This window comes from Novosphingobium ginsenosidimutans, assembly GCF_007954425.1.
Classification (GTDB): Bacteria; Pseudomonadota; Alphaproteobacteria; order Sphingomonadales; family Sphingomonadaceae; genus Novosphingobium; species Novosphingobium ginsenosidimutans.
In genome coordinates this window covers 1,739,318-1,761,896 of record NZ_CP042345.1, presented here as the reverse complement: position 1 = coordinate 1,761,896, position 22,579 = coordinate 1,739,318, and the positions used below count along the sequence as shown (strand labels likewise).

The window sequence follows — 22,579 nt, the reverse complement described above, 5'->3', positions numbered from 1 at the left end:
TGCCCTGACCCGCTGTTGCGGCGCATAGTCGCGCCTGCACAACAATCCTCCAACCTCCCGGGAGAACACGCCGTGAAGGGCGATAAAACGGTTATCGAGTACCTCAACAAGGTCCTGTTCAACGAGCTGACTGCGGTCAACCAGTACTGGCTGCACTACCGCATGCTCGACAACTGGGGGATCAAGAAACTCGCCGAGCATGAACGCCACGAATCGATCGACGAGATGAAGCATGCCGACCAGGTGGCCGAACGGATCCTGTTCCTGGAAGGGCTGCCGAACTTCCAGAACATGGGCAAGCTGCGGATTGGTGAGAATGTCGAGGAAATCCTCAAGGCCGACCTGGCACTTGAGCATGATGCGATCCCTGACCTGCGCGCCGCGATTGCGCACTGCGAAACGGTCCACGATTTCGTCAGCCGCGACCTGTTCCGCTCGATCCTCGCCAGCGAGGAAGAGCATGTCGATTTCCTCGAAACCCAGTTCGAGATGATCGCGCGGATGGGCCTGCAGAACTATATCCAGCTGCAAAGCGAACCAGCGGGCAGCTAAGCCTGCCCTTGCCAGCCCGAAGGCCTACTTTTTGGCGAAGGGGTTCTTCGGGCTGCGCAGCATCAGCCGCACCGGCACGGCATCAAAACCCAGCTCACGCCGCAGCCCATTGACCAGATAGCGTTGATAGCTGGCCGGCAGTTCATCCAGCCGCGTCCCGAACAGCACGAAGCCGGGCGGGCGGGTCTTGGCCTGGGTGATATAACGCAGCTTGATCCGGCGTCCGCCGGGCGCGGGCGGCGGGTTCTTGGCCAGGGCATCGTCAAACCAGCGGTTGAGCGCGGCAGTCGGCACACGCCGCGACCAGGCATCGCGCAGTTCGAAGGCGGCGCGGATCAGGTCATCGAGGCCCTTGCCGGTACGGGCCGAAACCGCCAGCAGCGGCAAGCCCTTGACCTGGCTGAGGCCGTCATCAAGCGCCTTGCGGATCCCGTTAAACAGGCCCGAGGCATCCTCGGCCACGTCCCACTTGTTGATCGCGATCATCAGCGCCCGGCCCTCTTCCAGCACCATGCTGGCGATCTTGAGGTCCTGGTGCTCCAGCCCGCGGGTGGCATCCAGAAGCAGCACGACCACTTCGGCAAAGTCGATCGCGTGGCGCGCATCAGCGACGGCCAGCTTTTCCAGCTTGTCGACCACCAGCGCCTTCTTGCGCATTCCGGCGGTATCGATCAGGCGCACCGGCCGGTCCTCGCCGCTGGCGGAATCGTGCCAGTTCCAGTCGATCGCGATCGAATCGCGGGTGATCCCGGCCTCGGGTCCGGTCAGCAGCCGGTCTTCCTGCAGGAAGCGGTTGATCAGGGTCGACTTGCCGGCATTGGGGCGCCCGACGATGGCGAGCTTGAGGATCGCCTTGGGGTCGTATTCCTCCTCGTCGTCCAGCTCGGCCGCAATCGCCGCCTCGGCGTCCATCTCAAGCTGGCGCTCATTGAGATGCGGCAATAGCGCCTCGAACAGATCGGCCATGCCCTGGCCGTGTTCAGCCGAGAGCGGGACCGGATCGCCGAGGCCCAGCGAGAACGCTTCGTAAATCCCGTGATCGCCGGTCTTGCCTTCGGCCTTGTTGGCCACCAGCACGATCGGCACGTCGCATTGCCGCAGGTGCCGGGCAATTTCCTCGTCGAGCGGGGTCAGTCCGGCGCGGGCATCAATCACGAACAGCGCCACGTCCGCACCAACCAGCGCCGCCTCGGTCTGCTGGCGCATCCGGCCCGGTAGCGTATTCTCGTCCTCATCCTCCCAGCCGGCGGTATCGACGATGGTGAAATCGAGGCCCAGCAGGTGCGCCTCGCCAAAGCGGCGGTCGCGCGTGACCCCCGGCTGATCGTCGACCAGCGCGAGCTTCTTGCCGACCAGTCGGTTCCACAGCGTGGACTTGCCGACGTTCGGGCGCCCGATGATGATGACCTGGGGGAGTTTCACGCCGACTGCCCTGACGCCTTGCGCTCCAATTTGCAAGCCGCACAGCCATTCGTTGCCGCGGCGTTAACCATAAGTGGCAGGCCGGGATTAACCGTGATTGCCGAGAAGGCGCCCCATGCCTTTGCTCCGCTCGCTCCTGCCCGCCGCGCTGTTGCTTGCCCTGGCCGCTGGCCCGGCCCATGCGCGTGCGATCGATATCGATGATCGCGATGCCGGCGGCGCAGCGGTGGATGACCTTCCGCCCTACCTGCAATGCGTGCCCTATGCTCGGCAGGTTTCCGGCATCCAGATCTTTGGCGATGCCCACACCTGGTGGGACCAGGCCGAGGGCCGCTACGCCCGTGGCTACAAGCCCAAGGTCGGCGCGGTGATGGCCTTCCGCCCCAATGGCACTTCGCGCCTCGGCCACGTTGCCGCGGTCAGCAAGGTGATCGACTCGCGCACGGTATTGATCCGGCACGCCAACTGGAGCCCGATCAACGGCCGCCGCGGCCAGATCGAGGACAATGTCCGCGCGATCGATGTCTCGGAAGACAACGACTGGAGCGCTGTTCGCGTGTGGTACGGCCCGAGCCAGGCACTGGGCGCGACCCACTGGCCACTGGCCGGCTTCATCTATGCCAGTAAGCCCAAGAAGAACGAGCGCCTGCTGCGCGAGTCCACCCTTGCCAAGGCTGACAAGTCGGCAAAGGCCTCCAAGGGCGAGCTCGCGGCCCGCGATGAAGATCCCATCGCGGCCATCATCAAGCGCGAGCTGGGAATTTAGGCCTTAGCCACCGGCGGATTGTCGCCCAGGTCCTCAAACCAGGCTTCGACCGGGCCGTTGAGCTTCAGCGTCAGCGGCTGGCCGTGGCGGTCCATGGTCTTGCCGGCCTGCACCCGCACCCAGCCTTCGGAGATCGAGTATTCCTCGATATTGGTGCGGACTACACCCTTGAAGCGGATACCCACGCCGCGCATCAGCACGTCCTGGTTGAAATGTGGGCTGCGCGGGCTGATCGCGAGGCGATCGGGCGGCACGTCGGGGCCGGCGGCGCCAGTGGCCTCAGGGGCTGCGGGGGTTTCTTCGCTCATGGGTGCGCCTCTATCCGCCTTTCCCCGCTTGTCAATTCGCGTCGCTCCCTCTAAGGGCGCGCTTCCGCAAGGAAGTGGGCGCGTAGCTCAGCGGTAGAGCACACCCTTCACACGGGTGGGGTCACAGGTTCAATCCCTGTCGCGCCCACCATCTTTTCAAGAACCTGGAAAAGATGGTCCCCACTTCCATGAAAACATGAAAGACTTTGTCTGGCTGCCGTCATGACGCACGGGCGCAAGGCGATCCGGACCCGGGCTTTGCCTGAGGCCGGGTTTGGCAATGAAGCTCGAACCACTGCGCGACCGCCGTGGCCGCGCTGCGGGCTCAGGCAAATTGAACGCTCATGCGAGATCGGCTCAGGTGATCAACCACGGCCGAATGGAGGGCGCGGTCGAACTCTACTCCGACAATCCGGTCATTGACCCAGCGGACTCGGCCGGTCCACGATTCCATATTGTCAAGTTTGATGGTGACGAACTGTCCGGGTCTGGCAGATGTGTTGAACAGATCGATCTTGCAGCCATGCTCTGAGATATCCAGCAAATGGCCGCCGATATGACCCTGCGTGATGTTCCGAATGAGTGCTTCGGTCTTGATGGGTCGACGCGGGTCTTTACGTTCTATCAGTACCCTAGGGGCGTCCTCGGGCGTTTCATCGGTCGGCAGCATCACACATTCTCCACGACGATCCGTCACCTGTCTGGACGAATTTGGTGAAGGGTGCGTAAATACCCCTAGTCAGTCATACACCCTTGGCTAAGCTCCGATTGGGGCACCTTGATCAGACACTTCTGGAAGCAATCATCGTCATCATCGATAGGCGACACAGCCAGCAACGACCCTGCGGCGCATTTCCGGGAGTCCGCGTCAAAGGATTGTGTAATGCAGAGTATCGCCAGCTTCTCAGCAGCGCGCAGCCCGAAACAGGCAAGCGGGGCAAACCTATAAACTTAGGTGCGCTTTGGCAGTCCGGCTTAAGGCCAGCGGCGCGTGAAGCCCTTCGTCAGCGCTGCGGGCTGAACTAGCGCAGCTCGAACGAGGGGTGTGACCGGCTGAGGTGGTCTACGACGGCTGAATGCATCGGCCGCTCGAAGCTGACCCCGATCGAGGATCCCCTGACCCACATTACGAAGCCGATCCAGACCTCAAGGTTCTCCAGTTTGATCGTGATCTTCTGGCCAACCGAGGCTTCGATATCAAACAGTTCAATCTTGCAGCCATGCTCCGAGATATCGATCAGCCGGCCGCCGAACTGCCCGCTTTCGACATTCCGAATCCTGGCTTCAGCCTTCAATGGCCGGCGCAGATCGGTCCGGTCCACGATAATCCGGGGACGTCCCATCAAGGCATCATCGGCAGATGGCATGGATCAATCTCCGCGCGACCCTCCCGCCTGGGTACATCGCACCTGGCGGTTAAAAGTCTGTGAAGCGCACAGTTTCGCGTAAACCAATTGGATGCCACTCGCGATCACGCAACGATCAATCGAGATGTGCGAATGACCGGCCTCAATTGACGAACATTGGCCGGGACGAACCTGCCTGATGGTCAAGCGAACTGCGTTTAGGTCAGGCCCAGCGCAACTGCGCGCGCGGCTGCTTCGGCACGGTTGTTGGCGCCGACGTTAGCCATGACTTGCGCCACATGGGTTTTGACCGTTGCTGGCGAGAGGCCAAGCAGCTTGGCAATTTCTTTGTTTGAATGGCCTGACGCCAAAAGCTTGATGACCTCATGCTGGCGGGGCGTGATCCGGCTGGCACTCGCCGGTCCGGTTCTGGCAATATTGCTGGCGAGTTGAGCGATCCTTGGCGGAAAGTAATGGCCGCCCGCAACCACGAGCTCGATTGCAGCTTGCACAACCGCTCCTGATTCAGCTTTTGAGATGAACCCTTCGACCGGCAAATTGACAAGACTTAGCAAGAGATCATCATCGATCAGACCGGTCAAAACAATGATCCGGGCGTTTGGAAGACGGCGGCGAATCCGGGCAATGCCGTTAAGCGGCGTTGCACCGGGCATTGCAAGATCGGTCAGCACCAACGCAGGGTCTAGTTCACACAGCGCTTCAGCTTCGTCGAACGAACCCGCGCGGTCGATGATGACGTCTGGCCAGCGGTGCAGGATGGTTTGTGCCATCGCGCCCAGCACCAGGGGGTGATCATCACAGATCAGCCAACGAGGAGCATCGCCTCCCATCAAATAGGACGGCCAGCAGCGGCTCGACGCGGCTGGCCAGATCGGGCGGGGCGCTGACGCCGGACTGGTGCATTCATGATCACAATGCCCGAGGTGTCCAAATGCGGGCCTGCCGTCAATCTCCCCCAAATGGATCATCCATTCGGATGAGCCATGAGGCTGATAGGCATGACCGTCAGCATCGCTAACGATCCTAGGGCCTTAGGCATCCACAGGGGGTGCGCTTGGTCAAACGGAATCGGGAGTTTTTATGAGGGCATTTTTTAGAACTGTCGCGGCGACGGCGATTGCATCCAGCATGGCCACGGCCGCCCAGGCCGCAGATGCGGATGACAAGGGGCTCTATGTCGCGGTCAATGTCGGCAGTGCAAGTCTCAGCGATCCTACGATCACCTACTATGACGTTGGTGGGACTTTCGGAGGCGCCGGCCCAACTGATACTGCCAATGCTTCGTTGGACACCAAGAGTGCCACAACATTTGGCGGCACGATCGGTTATGACTTTGGCACGATCCGCACCGATCTCGAGATCCAGTACGGCCGGCACAACATCAGCAGCCTGACCCTGATCGGTTTGAACGGCACGGCTACCACTCTTTCAGCAGCCGAACGGGCCGATGTGTGCGACTATCTTGAAGCAGACACTTGCGGTGGCACCGGCAATACCTTTACGATTCCCGGTTCGCGTGTCCGCCAGTTGTCCGCGATGGGCAATCTTTGGCTCGACCTGCCGATCGGCGGCAGCATCGTTCCCTATGCGGGTGGCGGTCTGGGCATCAGCGGATTCGAAGTTGACGGAGAGGGCAAGGGCAAGTTCGCCTGGCAGCTGGGCGCTGGTGTCGCGGTCCAGCTATCCTCAGCCTTCGCCATTACCGCTGACTATCGGCACCGCGAGGTTTCCAACACCGAAATCGCTTACGATAACGCGAGCGGGTTCCGCGTTAGCAAGCTCAAGACCGACAGTGTTCAAGTCGGATTGCGCGTTATGTTCTGACCCCGTTCCTGCACCTGCTGGTGCAAGAACTGCCGCAGGCGGGCGCGACCCCGCCTGCGGCAGACCTTAACCGAGATTACCGTTGGTCCGATTGCGATTGAATTGATCTGCTGTGCCGTTCAATCATCGCCGCAACGATTCGCAGAGACTGGCGCGGTCGGATCAGCCCAGGTTTGTGATGCCCCCGCCAAGACAGCTTAGTTCCACAGTACGTTCAGTCCCTGCTTTACTCTCATTGCCTGGCATCGAGAGCTCAGGCGGCTTGCCGAAAGCATTCAAAAGGGCCGTTCCGTCGATCGTGGCAATTACGGTGATGTGCACCGTGCTGCTATTCATCAGGGCCGAGTTTGCCGGGCTGGTTAGGCCTGGCCTGCTCAATCCCTGGTTGGCCTATATGTACGGCTGCGTCGCCTTTCTGTCTGGCACCTTTGTCAGCTCCACGATCCCGAAAGTTCGGCGGGCACGGGGCCGCCTGTTCTGGTTGAGAATGGGGCAGGTTTCATCGATCGCATTCTGTATCGGCATCGCGACAAGCGTCTGGATTCTGATGCCGCCGGCAGACGATGTGCTGCGTTTTCTGATGGTCCTACTGTGCATGTGGTTCATTGCCATGGTGATCATCCTCAATGCCGATCTCGTCTCGGTTTTCGGATCGATCGCGGTGGTTGGATCGATGACCGTGTTCACCCTGGTTTACAGACTGCCTTACGCGCTGCCTTTGGCGGGATTTCTGGTCATGGAAGGCGTGGCACTCGTGCTGATCCGCCAGCAGATCTGGCGCGCAGCAGCAACGCTTGAAGCCGCCTTAACGCTGGTTCGGAGCGAGCGTGATGCCAAGACCCGCTTCATCGCTTCGGCTTCCCACGATCTGCAGCAGCCGCTGATGGCTGCCAGCTTGTATTTCGAGCACGCGATAAGCAGCGCCGACGGGCCCGCGCGTGAGGCGGCAGTGGCTGGAGCCCAGCAAGCCTTCGCTTCAACCCGGGCCCTGCTTCAGGGGATGCTGGAGCATCTGCGTCTTGAATCCGGCGCGGAACGCGCTCGTATTGAAAGAGCTGATCTGGGTGCAATTGTTCGGGACGCCGTTATCGAACAAAGTGCTTTGGCGATTGCCGCACAGATTCAGCTCATAACTGTTCCTACCCGCCAGATCGGTCTTTGCGACCCTCGCCTGGTTTCCCGGATCCTCAGCAACCTAGTCTGCAACGCGATCCAGCACTCGGGCGGAACCCGGGTACTGATTGGCGTCACGCGGCGGAATGGCCAGGTCCAGCTGTGGGTCATCGATGATGGCCTTGGGCTGCTCGACGCCGACACAGACCGTGTGTTTGAGGACTATGTCCAGGGCAATCGATCAGATTCGAGCCCGGGTGGCTTCGGACTTGGGCTTGCCTCGGCTCGGCGCATGGCAGAGCTGATGAATGGCTCACTCGAGTTAGACCGGCGCTGGCGCAGCGGTGCTGCCTTTGTCTTGACCTTGAATGCCTCCTCTACCTGATAGCGGCCCGGACGGGTTGGTTGAGAGAGCTAAATCCCGTTCTACGTACCTGTCCGTAAGGCGCCGAACGCCCAAGCTTCATGCGGGGTAAGCATAGCGCTGGCTGGAATCGATGAACTGACAAGGGCCGTGCTGTGAAGGGCATAATCTTCAATTTGCTCGAAGAGGTTGTGTGTGAGCACCACGGGGATGCAGTCTGGGATGACCTGCTAGAGGCAGCGGAAAGTGATGGGATATACACATCGCTGGGAAGCTATCCCGACGCTCAATTGGTTGCGCTCGTCGAGGCAGCATCCCAGTTAACGGGCACCCCGGTCCGTAGCTTGCTGCACTGGTTCGGGGTGCAGGCGCTGCCCAAACTGGCGCAGCGCTATCCGAAATTCTTCGATGACGCGCCCGACGCGCGCAGTCTCATCCTGTCCGTCAACACCATCATCCACCCTGAAGTCCGCAAGCTGTACTCAGGCGCGTCCTGTCCGCATTTCCATTTTGTCGAGGCGCCCGGAACATTAAGCCTCGGATATACCTCCCCTCGCAAGCTCTGCGACCTCGCCCATGGTTTTGTCGAAGGGGTGGCTGCCCACTATAATGAAACCATCACCCTCGAGCAGCCAAGCTGCATGCACGATGGTGCCGCTGTGTGTCAGCTAGTTGCAACCTGGCACTGATGAGCGCGCAGCCCGACGCTTCGCAATTTGAGCTGTCGGCACAGCAACGCTGTGAACGGCTGGAGCGGCGGCTGGAGCGGGAGCGACAGATCCGGCTAAAGTCAGAGGCCATCGCAGAACGTGGTCTACGAGAAGCATACCTAGCGACCCAACGTTTCGAGCTGCTCTGCAGGATTGCCGATGCTGCCAACTGCAGCACTGACCCAATGGAGTCGCTCCAATTTGCAATTGCCGAGATCCTGAGGACATATGACTGGGACTTTGCCCATGTCCTTCTGGTCGATCGCCGCGACGAGGACGTCCGCCTTATAGGAACGGAACTCTGGCATGCCCCGCAACCAGACAAGATGTTCGCTTTTGCAGAGCTTTCCAATCGCTTCGTCGCTTGGCCGTGCTCGTCCATCCCCGGCAAGCTGCTGATCGACAAGGCTGCAGTGTGGACCGCCGACTTGACGGCGAACTATGGCTGCCGGCGTAGTGAAGAGGCAGCGCGGTGCAACCTCCGCTCGAGCTATTCCGTCCCGATCCTCCAGGGGCAGGAATTGGTCGCGGCGATGGAGTTTTTTGCCCGTTCCGAGGTCAAGCCTGACCCCCAGCTCCTGGAAACTCTCACCCAGATCGGAACGTAAATCGGACGGGTGTTCAAACGCAGAAGCAATGAGGAAAAGCTCCTCAAGAACGCGTTGCATGATCCGCTGACAGATCTGCCAAATCGCGCATTGTTCGAGCGAGCGATCGAAGAGGCCTTTTTGCAAAGCCAACCGAGCAATTCAGCCCGGGTCTCGGTCATTTACATCGACCTTGATGGCTTCAAGCTGGTGAACGATGCATTCGGTCACGTTGCTGGCGATCAACTCCTTGTTGCCATGACATCCCGAATCAGCGGGGTCATCTCGGCCAGCCCTGAAACGCGCACCTATGGTTCCCGAACCAAAGTGCTGCTGGCGCGGATAGGCGGCGATGAATTTGCGATTCTCATTGAGGCACAAGACCACACGGAGATCGCCTCCAAGCTTGCGGCCGATATTCATGACTGCCTGGCACCTGCGCACATGATTGACGGCAGAAAGGTACACTGTGCCGCCAGTTTAGGGATTGCCCACAACGATGGAAGCTACGCGAATTCGGCGGACCTCGTTCGCGATGCCGATCTGGCGATGTATGAGGCCAAAGCCTCTGGCACAGCCCAAACAGTAACATTTGACCAGACACTTCGAAGCACGGCCCTGTCGCGAATTGCGCTCGAAGCCGAGCTAAGATCGGCGATGATCGAGGGCCAGTTCCGCCTGCATTTCCAGCCGATCGTCAATATCGCCCGTAATGCAGTGGTCGGATTTGAGGCATTGGTGCGCTGGCAGCGCGGCGATGCCTTGGTCATGCCCGACGAGTTTCTCCCCGGCATTCAAGACGCCGGGCTGATGAACGCGTTCAGCAGCTGGGTGTTGCGTGAAGCCTGCAATACTTCCGCGAAGTGGCGACGCGAATGCCCGCAAGCTGCCCCCTTTCATATCAGCGTCAATGTCACTCCCTGCCAGTTTCTCCAGCCGGACTTTGCCAACCAGGTGCAGGCGATAGTTTGCGAGACCGGTGTCGACCCGCGTTCTCTCATCATTGAAGTGACCGAGCATGCCGCGATTGCTAACCGCGACATGGCCGCTCTGATAACGAAGCAGCTTCAGGCGATGGGTGTCCGGATCAGTCTGGACGATTTCGGGACCGGCTATTCGTCATTTAGCCATCTTCAGGCCCTGTCTTTCGATGCCATCAAGATCGACCGATCCTTCGTTTCCGATGCGCAATCCAAGTTGAACTGGAGCATTGTTGAGGCGGTGCTCAAGATCGCCAATGTGGCCGAGATGCAGGTCATCGCTGAAGGTATCGAGAATGAAGCACAGGCAGCCCGCTTGGCTGACGGAGGCTGCGTGCTGGGCCAGGGCTTCTTATACAGCCGCGCAGTACCGGCGGCCGAGGCACTGGACATGCTCTTGGCCAGCACTTGCCATGGCTCGACCGGGCTAGCCCGATCTGGTGTGGTGCGCGGCCAGGCTATCGTATGATATGATCAGCAAGCACCACACCAAAGAGTGAAGCCAGCACCGTGGTTGCCAATCCGAGCAGAAAGCCAAGGCTGATGCTCAGAACCGGTACCCATACTCTCGATGGAGCCTGGCCCATTGCCAACGTTTCCGGCTCCGATGTCTTTGGCCCTATTTCGCCGGTACCTGTATCTGGCAGCGCGACTTGTGCTTCAGAGGTCTGAATGAAGACATCCTCGAGCTTGGCGAGATCCGATTGCCGGAAATAGCGTTGCACCTCTCGCCGCGACAGCAGGCCGTACTTTCGCCGCACAGTCGCCAGGCGTTGCTCAACCGTCGACGGCGAGATGTTAAGAAGACGCGCAATTTCCTTGTTCGAATGGCAGTCTACCAGCAGCCTGACCGCCTCCTTCTGCTTGGCTGTCAGTTCAACGAGTGGTGGCGCAGGGCAGTCTTGATCCGACATTCTCATACCTCAAGAGCGGATCCAGAACCTGCTCCCGATTGCGTTGCCGATCACAAAATGGGTGATGTTAAATTTTGGTTAGCAAGAAATTTTAAGGGCACCTGGTAGCACTACTTATCCCGGCGTTCTTGTCCCCAACCTTCCCAGTCACCCCATCGTTCGCTCTAATCTGCCGAACCCAAGGCGGGCTCACCGCTTACACGGGCGGCGGCGCGGGTTTAGTCCCGGCCGCGCCCACCATTTCCCCCCTACCTTGATGCCACGGCATTTGGCGGGCATAGCGCCTGCGCTATGCATGACATCCGCCTGATCCGCGACGATCCCGCCGCCTTCGATGCCGCCCTCGCCCGCCGGGGGGTTGATGCCGTTTCGGGTTCGATCCTGGCACTCGACACGGCGCGGCGCGCGGTGGCGACGGCGATGCAGGAGGCGCAGAACCGCCGCAACGAGGCCTCGAAACTGATCGGCGCTGCCATGGGCCGCGGCGACAAGGATGAGGCCGAGCGGCTGAAAGCCGAAGTGGCCGAAATCAAGAACACCCTGCCCAAGCTGGAGCAGGAAGACCGCGAGCTTTCGGCCGAACTGCAGGAGGCACTCGCTGCCTACCCCAACCTGCCCGATCCGGCCGTGCCCGATGGCGAGGACGAGGCGCAGAACGTCGAAGTGAGCCGGTGGGGCACGCCGCGCCAGTTCAACTTCGCACCCAAGGAGCACGCCGATCTGGGCCCAACGCTTGGCCTCGATTTCGAAACCGGCGCGGCGATCTCTGGCGCGCGTTTCACCTTCCTGCGCGGGCAGATGGCGCGGCTGCAGCGCGCGCTGGGCCAGTTCATGCTGGACAAGCAGACCAGCGAGAACGGCCATTTGGAATGCGCCACCCCGCTGCTCGTCCGCGAGGAATCGCTGTTCGGCACTGGTCAGCTGCCCAAATTTGCTGAAGACAATTTCCAGACCACCGATGGCCGCTGGCTGATCCCCACCGCCGAGGTATCGCTGACCAATTCGGTGCGCGAGCAGATCCTCGACGGCGCTACCCTGCCGCTGCGCCTGACCGCGCTGACGCCGTGCTTCCGCTCCGAAGCCGGGGCGGCCGGCAAGGATACCCGGGGCTATATCCGCCAGCACCAGTTCGAGAAGGTTGAGCTGGTCACAATCTGCGCGCCCGACCAATCCGAGGCCGAGCATGAGCGGATGACGGCGGCCGCCGAATCGATCCTGCAGGCGCTGGAGCTGCCCTATCGCAAGGTCCTGCTCTGCGCCGGCGATATGGGCTTCACCGCGAAGAAGACTTTTGACCTTGAGGTCTGGCTACCCGGCCAGAACGCCTACCGCGAGATCAGCTCGATCTCCAACTGCGGCGATTTCCAGGCGCGGCGGATGAACGCGCGCTTCCGCGCCGAGGAAAAGGCCAAGCCTGAATTCGTCCACACGCTCAATGGCTCGGGCCTGGCGGTTGGCCGCACCTTGGTGGCCGTGCTGGAAAACTACCAGCAAGAGGATGGTTCGGTCGAAGTGCCGGCGGCCTTGCTGCCCTACATGGGCGGGATCGACCGGCTGGTGCCGGCCTGATGCGCATTCTTCTGACCAACGATGACGGCATTTTCGCCCCCGGCCTGACCGTGCTGGAAGCCATTGCGCGGCAGTTCTCGGACGATATCTGGATCGTAGCCCCGGCCGAGGAGCAGTCCGGCGCGGGGCATTCGCTCACCCTCTCGCGCCCGGTGCGGCTGCGCCAGCATGAAGAGCGGCGCTTTTCGGTTTCCGGCACGCCGACCGATGCCGTGATGATGGGCCTGCGCGAGGTTATGCCGCAGGCGCCTGACCTGATCCTGTCGGGCGTCAATCGCGGCGCCAATCTGGGCGATGACGTGACCTATTCGGGCACCGTCTCCGCCGCGATCGAAGGGGCGCTGGCCGGCATCCGCTCAATTGCGCTGAGCCAGGTCTATGCCAGCGAGGGCATGGGCGATGCCGTGCCGTTCGGCGCCGCCGAGGCCTGGGGAGCCAAGGTCATCGCCCCGCTGCTCGACCTGCCGTTTGCGCCGCGCACGCTGGTCAACGTCAATTTCCCCGCGCTGCCGGCCGACAAGGTCCAGGGTATCCGCGTCGTCCGCCAGGGATTCCACGACTATTCGCGCGGCACCATCGTCGAAGGCATGGACCCGCGCGGCTACCGCTATTTCTGGTTTGGCCTGGACGGGATAGAACATACCCCCGGCCATGCGACCGATCTTGAGGCAATCCAGGATGGCTTTGTGGCAGTAACTCCCTTGCAGCTTGACTTGACGCACGAGGCTTCGCTGGCAGAGCTTGCGGGACGCTTCGCCTGATGCGGCAGGCCGGTCTTGCACTGGCCCTGGCGGTTCTGGCCGCTCCGCTGCTGGCAGATGACGATCCCAAGGCTGCCACCGAATATGTCGTGAAGCCGGGCGAAACGCTGGGCGGCATTGCCAACCGCGTCGAAGTGCCGCGGGTCTTGATCATCGAGGCAAATGGCCTGAAAGCCCCCTATACTGTCCGTTCCGGGCAGAAGCTGATCATCCCCCGCCGCCGCACCCATACCGTCAAGGAGGACGAGACCGGCCTTGGCATCGCGCTTGACTATGGCGTGGCCTGGTCGGCCATCGCCGCAGCCAACGGGATCGATCCGAAGAAGCCGGTCAGGGCTGGGCAGAAGCTGGTGATACCGACGATCACCAAGGCCCCGCAGCCGGTCGAGGTGGCCGCCAGCCCCGCGCCCAGCGCTTCGCCGAAACTGGCGCCCGATCCCGGCCCTGCGCCCGGCGCGCCCAAGACCCTCGCCCAGCCGCCTGCGCGGTTCGCCTGGCCGGTCAAGGGTGAGATCAACCGCGCCTTCGCGGCCCGGGGCGGTGACAAGGCCTTCCATGACGGCATCGACATCAAGGCAGACAAAGGCACCGCCGCCCGCGCCGCCGCCGCCGGGACGGTGATCTATGCCGCCCAGGGGCCCAAGGAATATGGCCTGACGGTGATCATCCATCACGGCGGCCGCTGGACCACGACCTATTCGTTCCTCGACAAGATCACCGTAAAAGACGGCGACAAGGTCAAGGCTGGTGAGCGAGTCGGGCTGGTCGGCAAGACCGGCCTCGCCACCGAACCGCAGCTCCACTTCGAGGTCCGGCGCAATCGGGTGGCGCTCGATCCGGTCAAGTACCTGCCAAAGGCCGACTAACCGGACCCTGCAAACAAAGCGCTTGACCCTGACATGATGTGAAGGTCCAAAAGGCCCGGCGTCATCGCAGGAGTCGATAGAAATGACGCAACACCACCATTGCCACAATGGTCACGATCATGTGGCTGACGACCACCAGGGCCACATGGTCCACGATCCCGTTTGCGGGATGACGGTCGATCCGCGCACCACCCCGCACCACGCCCAGTTCGATGGGCAGGACTGGCATTTCTGCAGCGCCGGCTGCCGGGCCAAGTTCATCGACGATCCGCAGCGCTACCTTGAGCCGCAGCCCGAAATGGCCGTGCCGGAGGGGACCATGTGGACCTGTCCGATGCACCCCGAAGTGCGGCAGGATCACGCGGGGCCCTGCCCGATCTGCGGCATGGCGCTGGAGCCGGAACTGGTGACGGCCGACAGTGGGCCCAGCCCAGAACTGGCCGACATGACCCGCCGGTTCTGGATCGCCCTGGTCCTGGCTTTGCCTGTCTTCGCGCTGGAAATGGGCAGCCACCTGTTCCCCGCCTTGCATCACCTGGTGCCGATGGAGCGCTCGATCTGGATCCAGCTCGTGCTCGCCACGCCGGTGGTGCTGTGGGCCGGGTGGCCGTTCTTCGAACGCGGCTGGGCCTCGCTCAAGACCCGCCACCTCAACATGTTCACGCTGATTGCCATGGGGACCGGGGTGGCCTGGACCTACAGCATTGTTGCCACGCTCGCGCCGGGCCTGTTCCCGCCGGCCTTTCGCGCCGCCGATGGAACTGTCGGTGTCTATTTCGAAGCCGCGGCGGTAATCACGGTGCTCGTGCTCCTGGGCCAGGTGCTTGAACTGCGGGCGCGTGAGCGGACCTCGGGGGCGATCAAGGCGCTGCTCAACGTCGCGCCCAAGACTGCCCGGCGCATGCTGCCCGGCGGCGAGGACGAGGAAGTTCCGCTGGAACAGATCATGGTCGGTGACCGTCTGCGCGTTCGGCCGGGCGAAAAGGTTCCCGTCGATGGCACGGTCGAAGATGGCCGCTCCGCGCTTGATGAAGCCATGGTCACCGGTGAAGCCATGCCGGTTGCCAAGGCAAAGGGCGATACGGTCATCGGCGGAACCTTGAACCAGACCGGCGCGCTGGTGATCACGGCCACCAAGGTCGGCCGCGATACGATGCTGTCGCGGATCGTCCAGATGGTCGCCGAAGCACAGCGCTCGCGCGCACCGATCCAGCGCATGGCCGATCAGGTCGCGGGCTGGTTTGTCCCGGCGGTGATCGCGGTTGCCGTGCTGGCCTTCCTGGGCTGGTCGCTGTGGGGGCCGGAGCCGCGCTTTGCCCACGGCCTGGTCGCGGCGGTGGCTGTGCTGATCATCGCCTGTCCCTGTGCCCTGGGGCTGGCCACGCCAATGTCGATCATGGTCGGCATCGGCCGCGGCGCCGGACAAGGCGTGTTGATCCGCAATGCCGAGGCGCTCGAACGGCTGGAGAAGGTCGATACCCTGGTGGTCGACAAGACCGGCACCCTCACCGAAGGCCACCCGGCGGTGACCGCGATCGTGCCGGTGCCGGGCCAGTCTGACGAGCAGCTGCTCCGTCTGGCCGCCGCGGTTGAGCGTGCGTCCGAGCATCCGCTGGCCCAGGCGATTGTCGCGGCAGCGCGGCAGCGGGGCATCGCCCTGCCCGAGGTGACCGACTTCGATTCGCCGACTGGGCGCGGCGCAATCGGCACGGTTTATGGCCAGCGGGTCGTGTTGGGCAATGCCGCCTTCCTGCGCGAGCAGGGCGTGGCCACCAAGGCCTTTGCCGCGACGGCCGAACAGCGCCGCCGCGATGGCGCGACGGCGATCTTCGTCGGCGTGGACGGCCAGCCGGCGGGGATCATCGCGATCGCCGATCCGATCAAGCCGACCACGCCCGCCGCGCTGGCCGCGCTGCAGCAGGAAGGCCTGCGGATCGTGATGCTAACCGGTGACAACCGCACCACGGCCGAGGCGATTGCCGCCAAGCTGGGCATCGGCGAGGTTGAGGCCGAAGTCCTGCCCGACGAAAAGGGCGCGGTGGTTGCGCGCCTGCGTGCCGAGGGCCGGATCGTCGCCATGGCCGGTGACGGCGTGAACGATGCCCCCGCGCTGGCGGCCGCCGATGTCGGCATCGCCATGAGCACCGGATCAGACATCGCGATCGAAAGCGCCGGCGTTACCCTGCTCCAGGGCGACCTGGGCGGGATTGTCCGGGCGCGGCGGCTTAGCCGGGCAACGATGGCGAATATCCGCCAGAACCTGGTCTTTGCCTTTGCCTACAACGCGGCGGGCGTGCCGGTGGCGGCAGGCTTGCTTTACCCGGTCTTCGGGCTGCTGCTTTCGCCGATGATTGCGGCAGCCGCGATGGCCCTGTCCTCGGTCAGCGTGGTTAGCAACGCGCTGCGGTTGAATGGAGTAAGGCTGTGAACATCGGTGCAGCATCCCGCGCCAGCGGCGTCTCTCAGCGCATGATCCGCCACTACGAGCAGATCGGGCTGATCCCGGGTGCGGCGCGGCGTGACAGCGGCTATCGCGATTATAGCGAGGCCGATGTTCACCGCCTGCGCTTCATCGCCAATGCCCGCGATCTGGGCTTTGCGATCAGCGAGATCGCGAAGCTGCTGGCCCTATGGTCCGACCAGGACCGCGCCAGCAGCGAGGTGCGCAGCCTGGCGCTGGCCCATGCCGAAGAGCTTGGCCGCAAGGCCCAGGCGCTGGAGGCGATGCGCCAGACCTTGCTGGACCTCGCGCGGCAATGCCATGGCGATGATCGCCCGGACTGCCCTATCCTCCAGCGGCTGGAGGACTAAAGCGGCTTGAACGTGACTTTCAGACCGTCCTTGGGCTTGGGAATTGGCCAAGGCTGCCACTCCGGCGCGTAACCCGGCGCGATCTCGATCTGGTAGCGGCTCAGCAGGTGGGCCAGCAGGATCTTCACCTGCATATAGGCAAAGTGCAGCCCCAGACACATGTGCGCCCCGCCGCCGAACGGGACCCAGGCGTACTTGTGGCGCCCCGCTACCTGTTCGGGGGTGAAGCGCAGCGGATCGAACTTCGTCGGTTCGGGCCAGTGTTCTTCTTCCATGTGCACCGCCGCCGGACTGATGCCGACGGGGGTACCAGCGGGCACACGCACGCCCTTGAACGTGAAATCCTTGAGCGCGCGGCGCGGCAATGAAGGGACGGGCGGGATCAGCCGCAACGCTTCCTTGAAGGCCATCTCGGTCAGCTCAAGCTTGCCAAGATCGTCATAGGACAGTGGCCGTCCTTCTCCCCCGGTGACAGCCAGGATTTCGGCGCGCAGCTTGTCCTGCCATTCGGGATTCTTGGCCAGCAGCCAGACCAGCGAAGTGGCCGAGCTGGTGATCGTGTCATGCGCTGCCATCATCAGGAAGATCATGTGATCGACCACCTCGTCGACCGGCAACAGCGATCCGTCCTCGCGCGTGGCGGTGGCGAACTGGCTGAACATGTCCTGCCCGCCGCCCGCCTCACGCCGCTTCAGCGTTTCGCGGGTGAAGTAATCGAGCAGGAACTTGCGCCCCGCGACGCCGCGGCCCATCGCCGTGAACGGCAGCGGCTTGCGGACCACGCCGATCGAGGCCTGGACCATGTCGACAAAGGCCTTATTGATCGCATCGGCTTCGGGACCCAGCGGCACGCCCAGGAAGCTGTCCGCCGCGAGATCGAGCGTCAGCTGCTTGATTGCCGGATAGAACAGGATCGACTGCCCGCGCCATTCCTCGGCCCGGGCGGAAATCCCGGCGTTGAGCGCGCCCGAATAGTGCCGCATCGGCCCGGGTTTGAAGGCGATCGACAGCGCGCGGCGATCGGCGCGGTGGTGATCGAAATCGAGCAGCATCAGCCCGCGCGGGAACAGCAGGTCCAGCACCGGCCCCCAGCCCTGTTCGGACGAGAAAATCTTGTCGCGATCGAACAGCACCAGCTCGTTGGCATCAGCGCCGAACATGACAACACCGCGCCGGCCGAAGCTGTTGTTGCGATAGATATCGCCATATTTGGCGCGCATCCGATTGCCGAAGCCAGATGGGTCGGCCAGCAGTTGCAGCGTATTCCCTAGGATTGGCCAGCCATCCTCACCGGGAATGTGGGCCAGCGCGTCCTTGGGCTGGGACTGGTTCCAGTGGGTGAACTTGGGGGCATCAGGGGCAAGCGTGGCCATTGGGGGTCCTCTTGGCGTTACTGACAGCGATGTAACTTAATCGAACGATTAAATCCATCCCCCAAGCTCGCGCCGCACCAGCGCCTCGAGCATGGCCATCCCCGCATCCGATGTATTAAGGCAATCGAGCGCGGCAAATTCAAGCCCCCCGGCTTCCTCGAACACCTCGCGTCCGCGGATCGCCAGTTCCTCGCGCGTTTCTAGGCAGTCGGCCGAGAAACCCGGTGCCGCGATGGCGAGCCGCGTGACCCCGCCCTTGGCCAGCGCCGTAAGCGTGTCTTCGGTATAGGGCTCCAGCCACTTGGCGCGGCCAAAGCGCGACTGGAAGCTGGTCTCGATCCGCAGGCCGGGGAAGTCCGCCGCCAGCGCCTCGCCGACCAGCCGCGCGGTCTTGCGGCACTGGCAGTGGTAGGGATCGCCCATGTGCAGCGTGCGTTCGGGCATGCCGTGGAATGACAGCAGCAGCACTTCGGGCACGAAGGGCAAGGCCCGCAGCTGCCGGGCCAGATCATCGCGCAGCGCGGCTACATGGAGCGGATCGTCGTAATAGGGCGGCAGGGTGCGGGTGCTGGGCTGCCAGCGCATTGCGGTCAGCTGCCGGCCCAGTTCGTCGATCGCAGTGGCGGTCGTGGCGGCCGAGTACTGCGGATAGAGCGGCGCAACCAGGATCCGCTCGCAGCCCGCCGCTTTCATCTCGGCCAGCACGGGCCCCATCGCCGGATTGCCATAACGCATGGCCCAGCGGACCATGATCCCATTACCCAACTGCGTCTGCAGCCCTTCGGCCTGAGCCTTGGTAATCGTCGCCAGCGGCGAGCCATCCGGGCCCCAGACCTGGGCATAGGCATGGGCCGATTGCTTGGGCCGGACATTGAGAATGAGGCCGTTGAGGATTGGCCACCAGACCAGCTTGGGAATCTCGACCACGCGCGGATCGGACAGGAATTCCTTGAGGTAGCGCCGCACCGCCTTGGGCGTGGGTGCATCGGGCGTGCCCAGGTTGACCAGCAGCACGCCGACGCGCGGTGCGATAACAAAAGGGTGGCCGGCAGGCAGGTTCATCCGAATTCCCCGGTAAGCGGCAAGGCATGGGCGCGGGTATTGCCCGCCGAAAAGAGCGCATTGGCGATTGCCGGGGCGGCCACGGCCACGCCCAGCTCGCCCGGATCGAAGGGCGGTGCATTGCCTTCCATGAATTCCACGTCGATCTCCGGGCAATCGGCCAGCAGCGGCAGGCCTAGCTGGCTTAGCCGACCGGACAGCGGTAGGCCATCGGCATAGGCCGTGGTCTGCCCCCGCACCAGGCCCAGACCGAACAGCAGCCCGCCCTCCACCTGCTGGCGGGCAATGTCGAGGTTCACCACCCGGCCGATGTCCAGTACGGCAGTCAGCTTGTCGACCCGGATCCCGCGCTCGTCGCGACGGGCCGAGGCGACCAGCGCGATCCGGCCGGCACGGTCATTCAGCATCATGCGGTGGCAGGCCAGACCCTGACCCGAGCCACCGCGCCCGCCACTCCATTCGGCGAGCGTCGCGGCGCGTTGCAGGCAGGTGGCAAGGCGAATGTCCTGCCCAAGCATAGCCATGCGATAGGACAGCCCTTCGCGGCCCGAGCGCGCCGCCAATTCATCGACGAAAGTCTCGATCAGGAAACAGCCGAGCGCAGCGGCGTTGCCACGCAGTCGCCCGGTCGAAAGCGGCAGGGCAACCGGCACATGCTCCACCACCAGGTGCGGGATAGTGTAGGGCGGAATGCAGCCGGCCATCGCCAGCGGGTCGGCCCGATCTTGCGCGGCGCGGGCGGCCAGCGGATCGGCGCCCTCGAACAGCCGCGCGCCGAACTCGGCCGTGGTCGCCGGCATGGCAACCCGAACCTTGAGCGCAGCCAGCGACCCGTCCTGCGCGGTCTTGGCCACCAGCGCTGCCTGGGCTGGAGCCCGAGGCAGGTCGCGCACCGCTTCCTGCCAGCGTGACCAGGTCAGTTGCACCGGCTTGCCCACCTCGCGGGCGATGATCGCAGCTTCGACTGCATGCGGCGTATCGAGCCGGGCATCGAAGCTGCCCCCGGCTGGCGCCGGGTAAAGCACCACCTGATCAAGCGCGCGTCCGAGCGCGTCTGCCACCGCCTTGCGGGTTGCCTGCGGCGCCTGGCTGGCGATCCACAGCTCGATCTTGTCATCGCTGATGCGTGCCGTCGCGCTCGCAGTTTCGAGCGGGGCGTGGAGCGCTGGGGCGATGCGATAGAGCCGCGCATGATCAAACGGCGCGTGCAGCATGGCGGCATCGCCGTTCTCGGCAATGATGCTGCCATCGCCGGTCCGCAGCGCTTCGCCGAGCAGCCTTTCGATCGCGGCGCTATCGGATTTTTGCTGCGCAGCAAAATTGGGCGCAATCAGCGTCAAAGCGCGTTCAGCCGACCACCAGTCACGCGCCACCGCAGCCAGCCAATCCGGCCCTTCAACTAGCCGCAGCATGCCTTTCACGCCTGCAGCATTTTTTGCAGCATAAGTGCCTAACTTGGCCTCGCCCAAAGGTGCGTGGCGGATCGCGGCAAAGACCATGTCGGGCAAGCGAACGTCGCCAGCAAAGATATAGCCGCCATCGACCTTGGCTGGCAGGTCGAGCCGGGGGAAAGCGGGGCGAGCGCCTTCGGGCTGATCGACCGCGCGCTCTGCCGCCGCAGCCGGACGCAGCACCGGCGGATCGGGCGGATCAAAGCCGGTTGCCTCTTCCACCAGCTCGGCAAAGCTGGCCTTCTGCTTGCCGTGGGTCACGAAGCCGCCCTGCGCCTCGCACTCTTCCCAGGCCACGTCCCAGCGCTCGGCCGCGGCCATGGTCAACATCGCGCGGGCCGCTGCGGCAGCCGCGCGGGCAGCAGCTTCGTGCGCGGCGAGGCTGGAGCCATCGGCGGTGACCATGAAGGCCTCACGCTCGCCAAACCGCTTCGCCAGCACGCTATCCTCGCCTGCGGCCAGGTCCGGGGCGAGCGGCATCCACAGGCTGCGCCATGCGGCGGCGAGCGGTGCATTGGCATAGGCGCCGCTGACCGGCGCCGGCTCGACCGCGATCTGGCGCCAGTCTGCGCCCAGCTCAACCGCAACGATCTGCGCGATCAGCGTCGAAATGCCCTGCCCCATCTCCAGATCGGGCACAGCCACCGTGACCACGCCATCCTGGCCGATCCTGAGCCAGGCATTGAAGGTGTGCTCGCCCTCGCCTGCGGCCAGCGGCGGATCGAAGCGGCGCGGCAGCAGCGCCCAGGCGACCAGCAGGCCGCCGGCCGTGCCGGTTCCGATCAGAATGCCCCGCCGCGAGAGCTGCATCAGCTGTTGTCCAGCCAGGTCGCGACGCGCCGGGCCAGCGCGAGGAAGGCTTCGGCCTGCGGACCATCGCCGGCCGCAGGCGGTACGCCGGCATCACTTGCCTGGCGGATCATCATATCGAGCGGGATGCGGCCCAGGAAGGCGTGACCGAGCCGCGCCGCCTCAGCCTCGGCCCCGCCCCGGCCGAACGGATCGGATACCTCGCCGCAATGTGGGCAGACATAGCCGGCCATGTTCTCGACCAGCCCGATGACCGGGACCTGGCCGGCCTCAAACAGTTGCATCGCCCGGGTTGCGTCGATCAGCGCCAGGTCCTGCGGGGTCGAAACGATCACGGCGCCGGCGGGCTTGTGGCGCTGAAGCATGGTCAGCTGCACATCGCCGGTGCCGGGCGGCAGATCGACCACCAGAATCTCGGCCGCGCCCCAATCGGCATCGACCAGCTGGCCCAGGGCATTGCCCGCCATCGGCCCACGCCAGGCAATCGCCTTGCCGGGTTCGATCAGGTTGCCCATCGAGAGGACCCCAAGCCCGAATGCGGTCGGTACCGGGATCAGCTGCTTTTCGCGGGCATCGGGGCGTTTGCCCTCAGTCCCCAGCAGGCGCGGCTGGGAAGGCCCGTAGATGTCGGCATCGACCAGTCCGACCTTGCGCCCGAGCCGGGCCAGGGCGACCGCGAGGTTGGCCGAAACGGTCGACTTGCCGACGCCGCCCTTGCCCGAGCCGACCGCGATGATCCGGCGCCGCGGCTTGTCCGCCATCATCGCCACACGCACTTCGCTCACCCCCGGCGCGGCAGCAAGCGCTTCCTTGATTGCCGCTTCCAGTCGGTCTCGCTCGATCCCGTCGAATCCGCTGGCGTCGAGGATCACTGTCGCGGTGCCATCGGCCAGCCGCAAAGACTGCAGCCGGGCCTGGGCGAGCGGGGGCAACAGGGACTTCAAGGCATCATTATCGCTCAAGATAGGG

At 63.6% G+C, this 22,579-nt stretch carries 22 protein-coding genes and 1 tRNA gene; 13 read left to right on the top strand and 10 right to left on the bottom strand.

What is annotated here, in order from left to right; translation table 11 throughout:
- The first annotated feature begins 72 nt into the window (after positions 1-72).
- Positions 73-552 carry a bacterioferritin gene (gene bfr / locus FRF71_RS08800; protein WP_147090304.1) on the top strand — a complete coding sequence of 160 codons (480 nt, stop codon included), beginning with the start codon at positions 73-75 and terminating at the stop codon, positions 550-552.
- A 24-nt stretch (positions 553-576) separates the two neighbouring features.
- Here the strand turns inward: bfr and der are convergent, their stop codons facing one another.
- Positions 577-1,974, bottom strand: coding sequence for a ribosome biogenesis GTPase Der (der, locus tag FRF71_RS08795; RefSeq protein WP_147090303.1), 1,398 nt, complete (start codon positions 1,972-1,974; stop codon positions 577-579).
- A gap of 115 nt (positions 1,975-2,089) precedes the next feature.
- Here der and FRF71_RS08790 point away from each other — a divergent pair, with 115 nt between their 5' ends.
- Entirely contained in the window at positions 2,090-2,740 is a 651-nt protein-coding gene (locus tag FRF71_RS08790) for a CHAP domain-containing protein (protein WP_147090302.1), read from the top strand.
- Here FRF71_RS08790 and FRF71_RS08785 read toward each other — a convergent pair.
- On the bottom strand, positions 2,737-3,048 hold the full coding sequence (locus FRF71_RS08785) for a DUF3297 family protein (RefSeq protein WP_147090301.1): 312 nt from the start codon (positions 3,046-3,048) through the stop codon (positions 2,737-2,739). The two genes, FRF71_RS08790 and FRF71_RS08785, sit on opposite strands and share 4 nt — an antisense overlap.
- Positions 3,049-3,124: 76 nt before the next feature.
- On the opposite strand from FRF71_RS08785, the gene FRF71_RS08780 reads away from it, so the two are divergent.
- Positions 3,125-3,199: transfer RNA gene (locus FRF71_RS08780), tRNA-Val, on the top strand.
- A 174-nt stretch (positions 3,200-3,373) separates the two neighbouring features.
- Here FRF71_RS08780 and FRF71_RS08775 read toward each other — a convergent pair.
- The 3 genes from FRF71_RS08775 to FRF71_RS08765 form a co-directional block, all read right to left on the bottom strand.
- On the bottom strand, positions 3,374-3,718 hold the full coding sequence (locus FRF71_RS08775; protein WP_147090300.1) for a PilZ domain-containing protein: 345 nt from the start codon (positions 3,716-3,718) through the stop codon (positions 3,374-3,376).
- 352 nt (positions 3,719-4,070) lie between these two features.
- Complete coding sequence (locus tag FRF71_RS08770) at positions 4,071-4,415, bottom strand: PilZ domain-containing protein (RefSeq protein WP_147090299.1); 345 nt, start codon at positions 4,413-4,415, stop codon at positions 4,071-4,073.
- Between the two features lie 197 nt (positions 4,416-4,612).
- Complete coding sequence (locus FRF71_RS08765) at positions 4,613-5,245, bottom strand: LuxR C-terminal-related transcriptional regulator (protein WP_161597922.1); 633 nt, start codon at positions 5,243-5,245, stop codon at positions 4,613-4,615.
- A 250-nt stretch (positions 5,246-5,495) separates the two neighbouring features.
- Between FRF71_RS08765 and FRF71_RS08760 the strand changes: the two genes are divergently transcribed.
- The 5 genes from FRF71_RS08760 (at position 5,496) to FRF71_RS08740 (ending at position 10,462) form a co-directional block, all read left to right on the top strand.
- Entirely contained in the window at positions 5,496-6,239 is a 744-nt protein-coding gene (locus tag FRF71_RS08760) for an outer membrane protein (RefSeq protein WP_147090297.1), read from the top strand.
- Positions 6,240-6,537: 298 nt separating this feature from the next.
- Entirely contained in the window at positions 6,538-7,737 is a 1,200-nt protein-coding gene (locus FRF71_RS08755; protein WP_161597920.1) for a sensor histidine kinase, read from the top strand.
- A gap of 134 nt (positions 7,738-7,871) precedes the next feature.
- Positions 7,872-8,405: a heme NO-binding domain-containing protein gene (locus FRF71_RS08750; RefSeq protein ID WP_147090295.1), complete on the top strand. Its 534-nt coding sequence runs from the start codon at positions 7,872-7,874 to the stop codon at positions 8,403-8,405.
- A complete protein-coding gene (locus FRF71_RS08745; RefSeq protein WP_147090294.1) occupies positions 8,405-9,034 on the top strand; it encodes a GAF domain-containing protein in 630 nt (209 codons plus the stop codon). The genes FRF71_RS08750 and FRF71_RS08745 overlap by 1 nt, the downstream gene beginning before the upstream one ends.
- Positions 9,035-9,043: 9 nt before the next feature.
- Positions 9,044-10,462 carry a putative bifunctional diguanylate cyclase/phosphodiesterase gene (locus FRF71_RS08740; protein WP_147090293.1) on the top strand — a complete coding sequence of 473 codons (1,419 nt, stop codon included), beginning with the start codon at positions 9,044-9,046 and terminating at the stop codon, positions 10,460-10,462.
- On the opposite strand, the gene FRF71_RS08735 is transcribed toward FRF71_RS08740, so the two are convergent.
- Positions 10,452-10,907 (bottom strand): response regulator transcription factor, encoded by a 456-nt coding sequence (locus tag FRF71_RS08735; RefSeq protein ID WP_192899998.1) that lies wholly within the window; start codon positions 10,905-10,907, stop codon positions 10,452-10,454. The genes FRF71_RS08740 and FRF71_RS08735 overlap by 11 nt on opposite strands.
- Positions 10,908-11,198: 291 nt before the next feature.
- Here FRF71_RS08735 and serS point away from each other — a divergent pair, with 291 nt between their 5' ends.
- The 5 genes from serS to cueR all read left to right on the top strand — a co-directional run bounded on the left by serS (position 11,199) and on the right by cueR (position 16,914).
- Positions 11,199-12,476, top strand: coding sequence for a serine--tRNA ligase (serS, locus tag FRF71_RS08730; protein ID WP_147090291.1), 1,278 nt, complete (start codon positions 11,199-11,201; stop codon positions 12,474-12,476).
- Positions 12,476-13,237 (top strand): 5'/3'-nucleotidase SurE, encoded by a 762-nt coding sequence (gene surE / locus FRF71_RS08725; protein WP_147090290.1) that lies wholly within the window; start codon positions 12,476-12,478, stop codon positions 13,235-13,237. The genes serS and surE overlap by 1 nt, the downstream gene beginning before the upstream one ends.
- A complete protein-coding gene (locus FRF71_RS08720) occupies positions 13,237-14,103 on the top strand; it encodes a M23 family metallopeptidase (RefSeq protein WP_147090289.1) in 867 nt (288 codons plus the stop codon). The genes surE and FRF71_RS08720 overlap by 1 nt, the downstream gene beginning before the upstream one ends.
- An 82-nt stretch (positions 14,104-14,185) precedes the next feature.
- Positions 14,186-16,531 (top strand): heavy metal translocating P-type ATPase, encoded by a 2,346-nt coding sequence (locus FRF71_RS08715; RefSeq protein ID WP_147090288.1) that lies wholly within the window; start codon positions 14,186-14,188, stop codon positions 16,529-16,531.
- The gene (gene cueR, locus FRF71_RS08710; RefSeq protein ID WP_147090287.1) at positions 16,528-16,914 is read left to right on the top strand and encodes a Cu(I)-responsive transcriptional regulator; all 387 of its coding nucleotides are present in this window, start codon (positions 16,528-16,530) and stop codon (positions 16,912-16,914) included. The genes FRF71_RS08715 and cueR overlap by 4 nt, the downstream gene beginning before the upstream one ends.
- Here cueR and FRF71_RS08705 read toward each other — a convergent pair.
- The 4 genes from FRF71_RS08705 to FRF71_RS08690 are packed head-to-tail and all read right to left on the bottom strand — an operon-like array spanning position 16,911 to position 22,374.
- Positions 16,911-18,287 (bottom strand): cytochrome P450, encoded by a 1,377-nt coding sequence (locus FRF71_RS08705; protein WP_147090286.1) that lies wholly within the window; start codon positions 18,285-18,287, stop codon positions 16,911-16,913. The two genes, cueR and FRF71_RS08705, sit on opposite strands and share 4 nt — an antisense overlap.
- Before the next feature lie 48 nt (positions 18,288-18,335).
- Entirely contained in the window at positions 18,336-19,349 is a 1,014-nt protein-coding gene (hemH, locus tag FRF71_RS08700) for a ferrochelatase (protein ID WP_147090285.1), read from the bottom strand.
- Positions 19,346-21,610 carry a molybdopterin cofactor-binding domain-containing protein gene (locus FRF71_RS08695; RefSeq protein WP_147090284.1) on the bottom strand — a complete coding sequence of 755 codons (2,265 nt, stop codon included), beginning with the start codon at positions 21,608-21,610 and terminating at the stop codon, positions 19,346-19,348. Before FRF71_RS08695 ends, hemH begins: the two co-directional genes overlap by 4 nt.
- Positions 21,610-22,374 carry an Mrp/NBP35 family ATP-binding protein gene (locus FRF71_RS08690; RefSeq protein WP_192900057.1) on the bottom strand — a complete coding sequence of 255 codons (765 nt, stop codon included), beginning with the start codon at positions 22,372-22,374 and terminating at the stop codon, positions 21,610-21,612. The genes FRF71_RS08695 and FRF71_RS08690 overlap by 1 nt, the downstream gene beginning before the upstream one ends.
- Positions 22,375-22,579 lie beyond the last annotated feature (205 nt).

Excerpts from the sequence above, each read along its gene's own strand:
- FRF71_RS08790 (WP_147090302.1), top strand. The coding sequence starts at position 2,090 with ATGCCTTTGCTCCGCTCGCTCCTGCCCGCCGCGCTGTTGCTTGCCCTG.
- FRF71_RS08785 (WP_147090301.1), bottom strand. The coding sequence starts at position 3,048 with ATGAGCGAAGAAACCCCCGCAGCCCCTGAGGCCACTGGCGCCGCCGGC.
- FRF71_RS08775 (WP_147090300.1), bottom strand. The coding sequence starts at position 3,718 with ATGCTGCCGACCGATGAAACGCCCGAGGACGCCCCTAGGGTACTGATA.
- FRF71_RS08770 (WP_147090299.1), bottom strand. The coding sequence starts at position 4,415 with ATGCCATCTGCCGATGATGCCTTGATGGGACGTCCCCGGATTATCGTG.
- FRF71_RS08765 (WP_161597922.1), bottom strand. The coding sequence starts at position 5,245 with ATGGGAGGCGATGCTCCTCGTTGGCTGATCTGTGATGATCACCCCCTG.
- FRF71_RS08760 (WP_147090297.1), top strand. The coding sequence starts at position 5,496 with ATGAGGGCATTTTTTAGAACTGTCGCGGCGACGGCGATTGCATCCAGC.
- FRF71_RS08745 (WP_147090294.1), top strand. The coding sequence starts at position 8,405 with ATGAGCGCGCAGCCCGACGCTTCGCAATTTGAGCTGTCGGCACAGCAA.
- FRF71_RS08735 (WP_192899998.1), bottom strand. The coding sequence starts at position 10,907 with ATGTCGGATCAAGACTGCCCTGCGCCACCACTCGTTGAACTGACAGCC.
- serS (WP_147090291.1), top strand. The coding sequence starts at position 11,199 with ATGCATGACATCCGCCTGATCCGCGACGATCCCGCCGCCTTCGATGCC.
- surE (WP_147090290.1), top strand. The coding sequence starts at position 12,476 with ATGCGCATTCTTCTGACCAACGATGACGGCATTTTCGCCCCCGGCCTG.
- FRF71_RS08720 (WP_147090289.1), top strand. The coding sequence starts at position 13,237 with ATGCGGCAGGCCGGTCTTGCACTGGCCCTGGCGGTTCTGGCCGCTCCG.
- FRF71_RS08715 (WP_147090288.1), top strand. The coding sequence starts at position 14,186 with ATGACGCAACACCACCATTGCCACAATGGTCACGATCATGTGGCTGAC.
- FRF71_RS08705 (WP_147090286.1), bottom strand. The coding sequence starts at position 18,287 with ATGGCCACGCTTGCCCCTGATGCCCCCAAGTTCACCCACTGGAACCAG.
- hemH (WP_147090285.1), bottom strand. The coding sequence starts at position 19,349 with ATGAACCTGCCTGCCGGCCACCCTTTTGTTATCGCACCGCGCGTCGGC.
- FRF71_RS08695 (WP_147090284.1), bottom strand. The coding sequence starts at position 21,610 with ATGCAGCTCTCGCGGCGGGGCATTCTGATCGGAACCGGCACGGCCGGC.
- FRF71_RS08690 (WP_192900057.1), bottom strand. The coding sequence starts at position 22,374 with ATGATGGCGGACAAGCCGCGGCGCCGGATCATCGCGGTCGGCTCGGGC.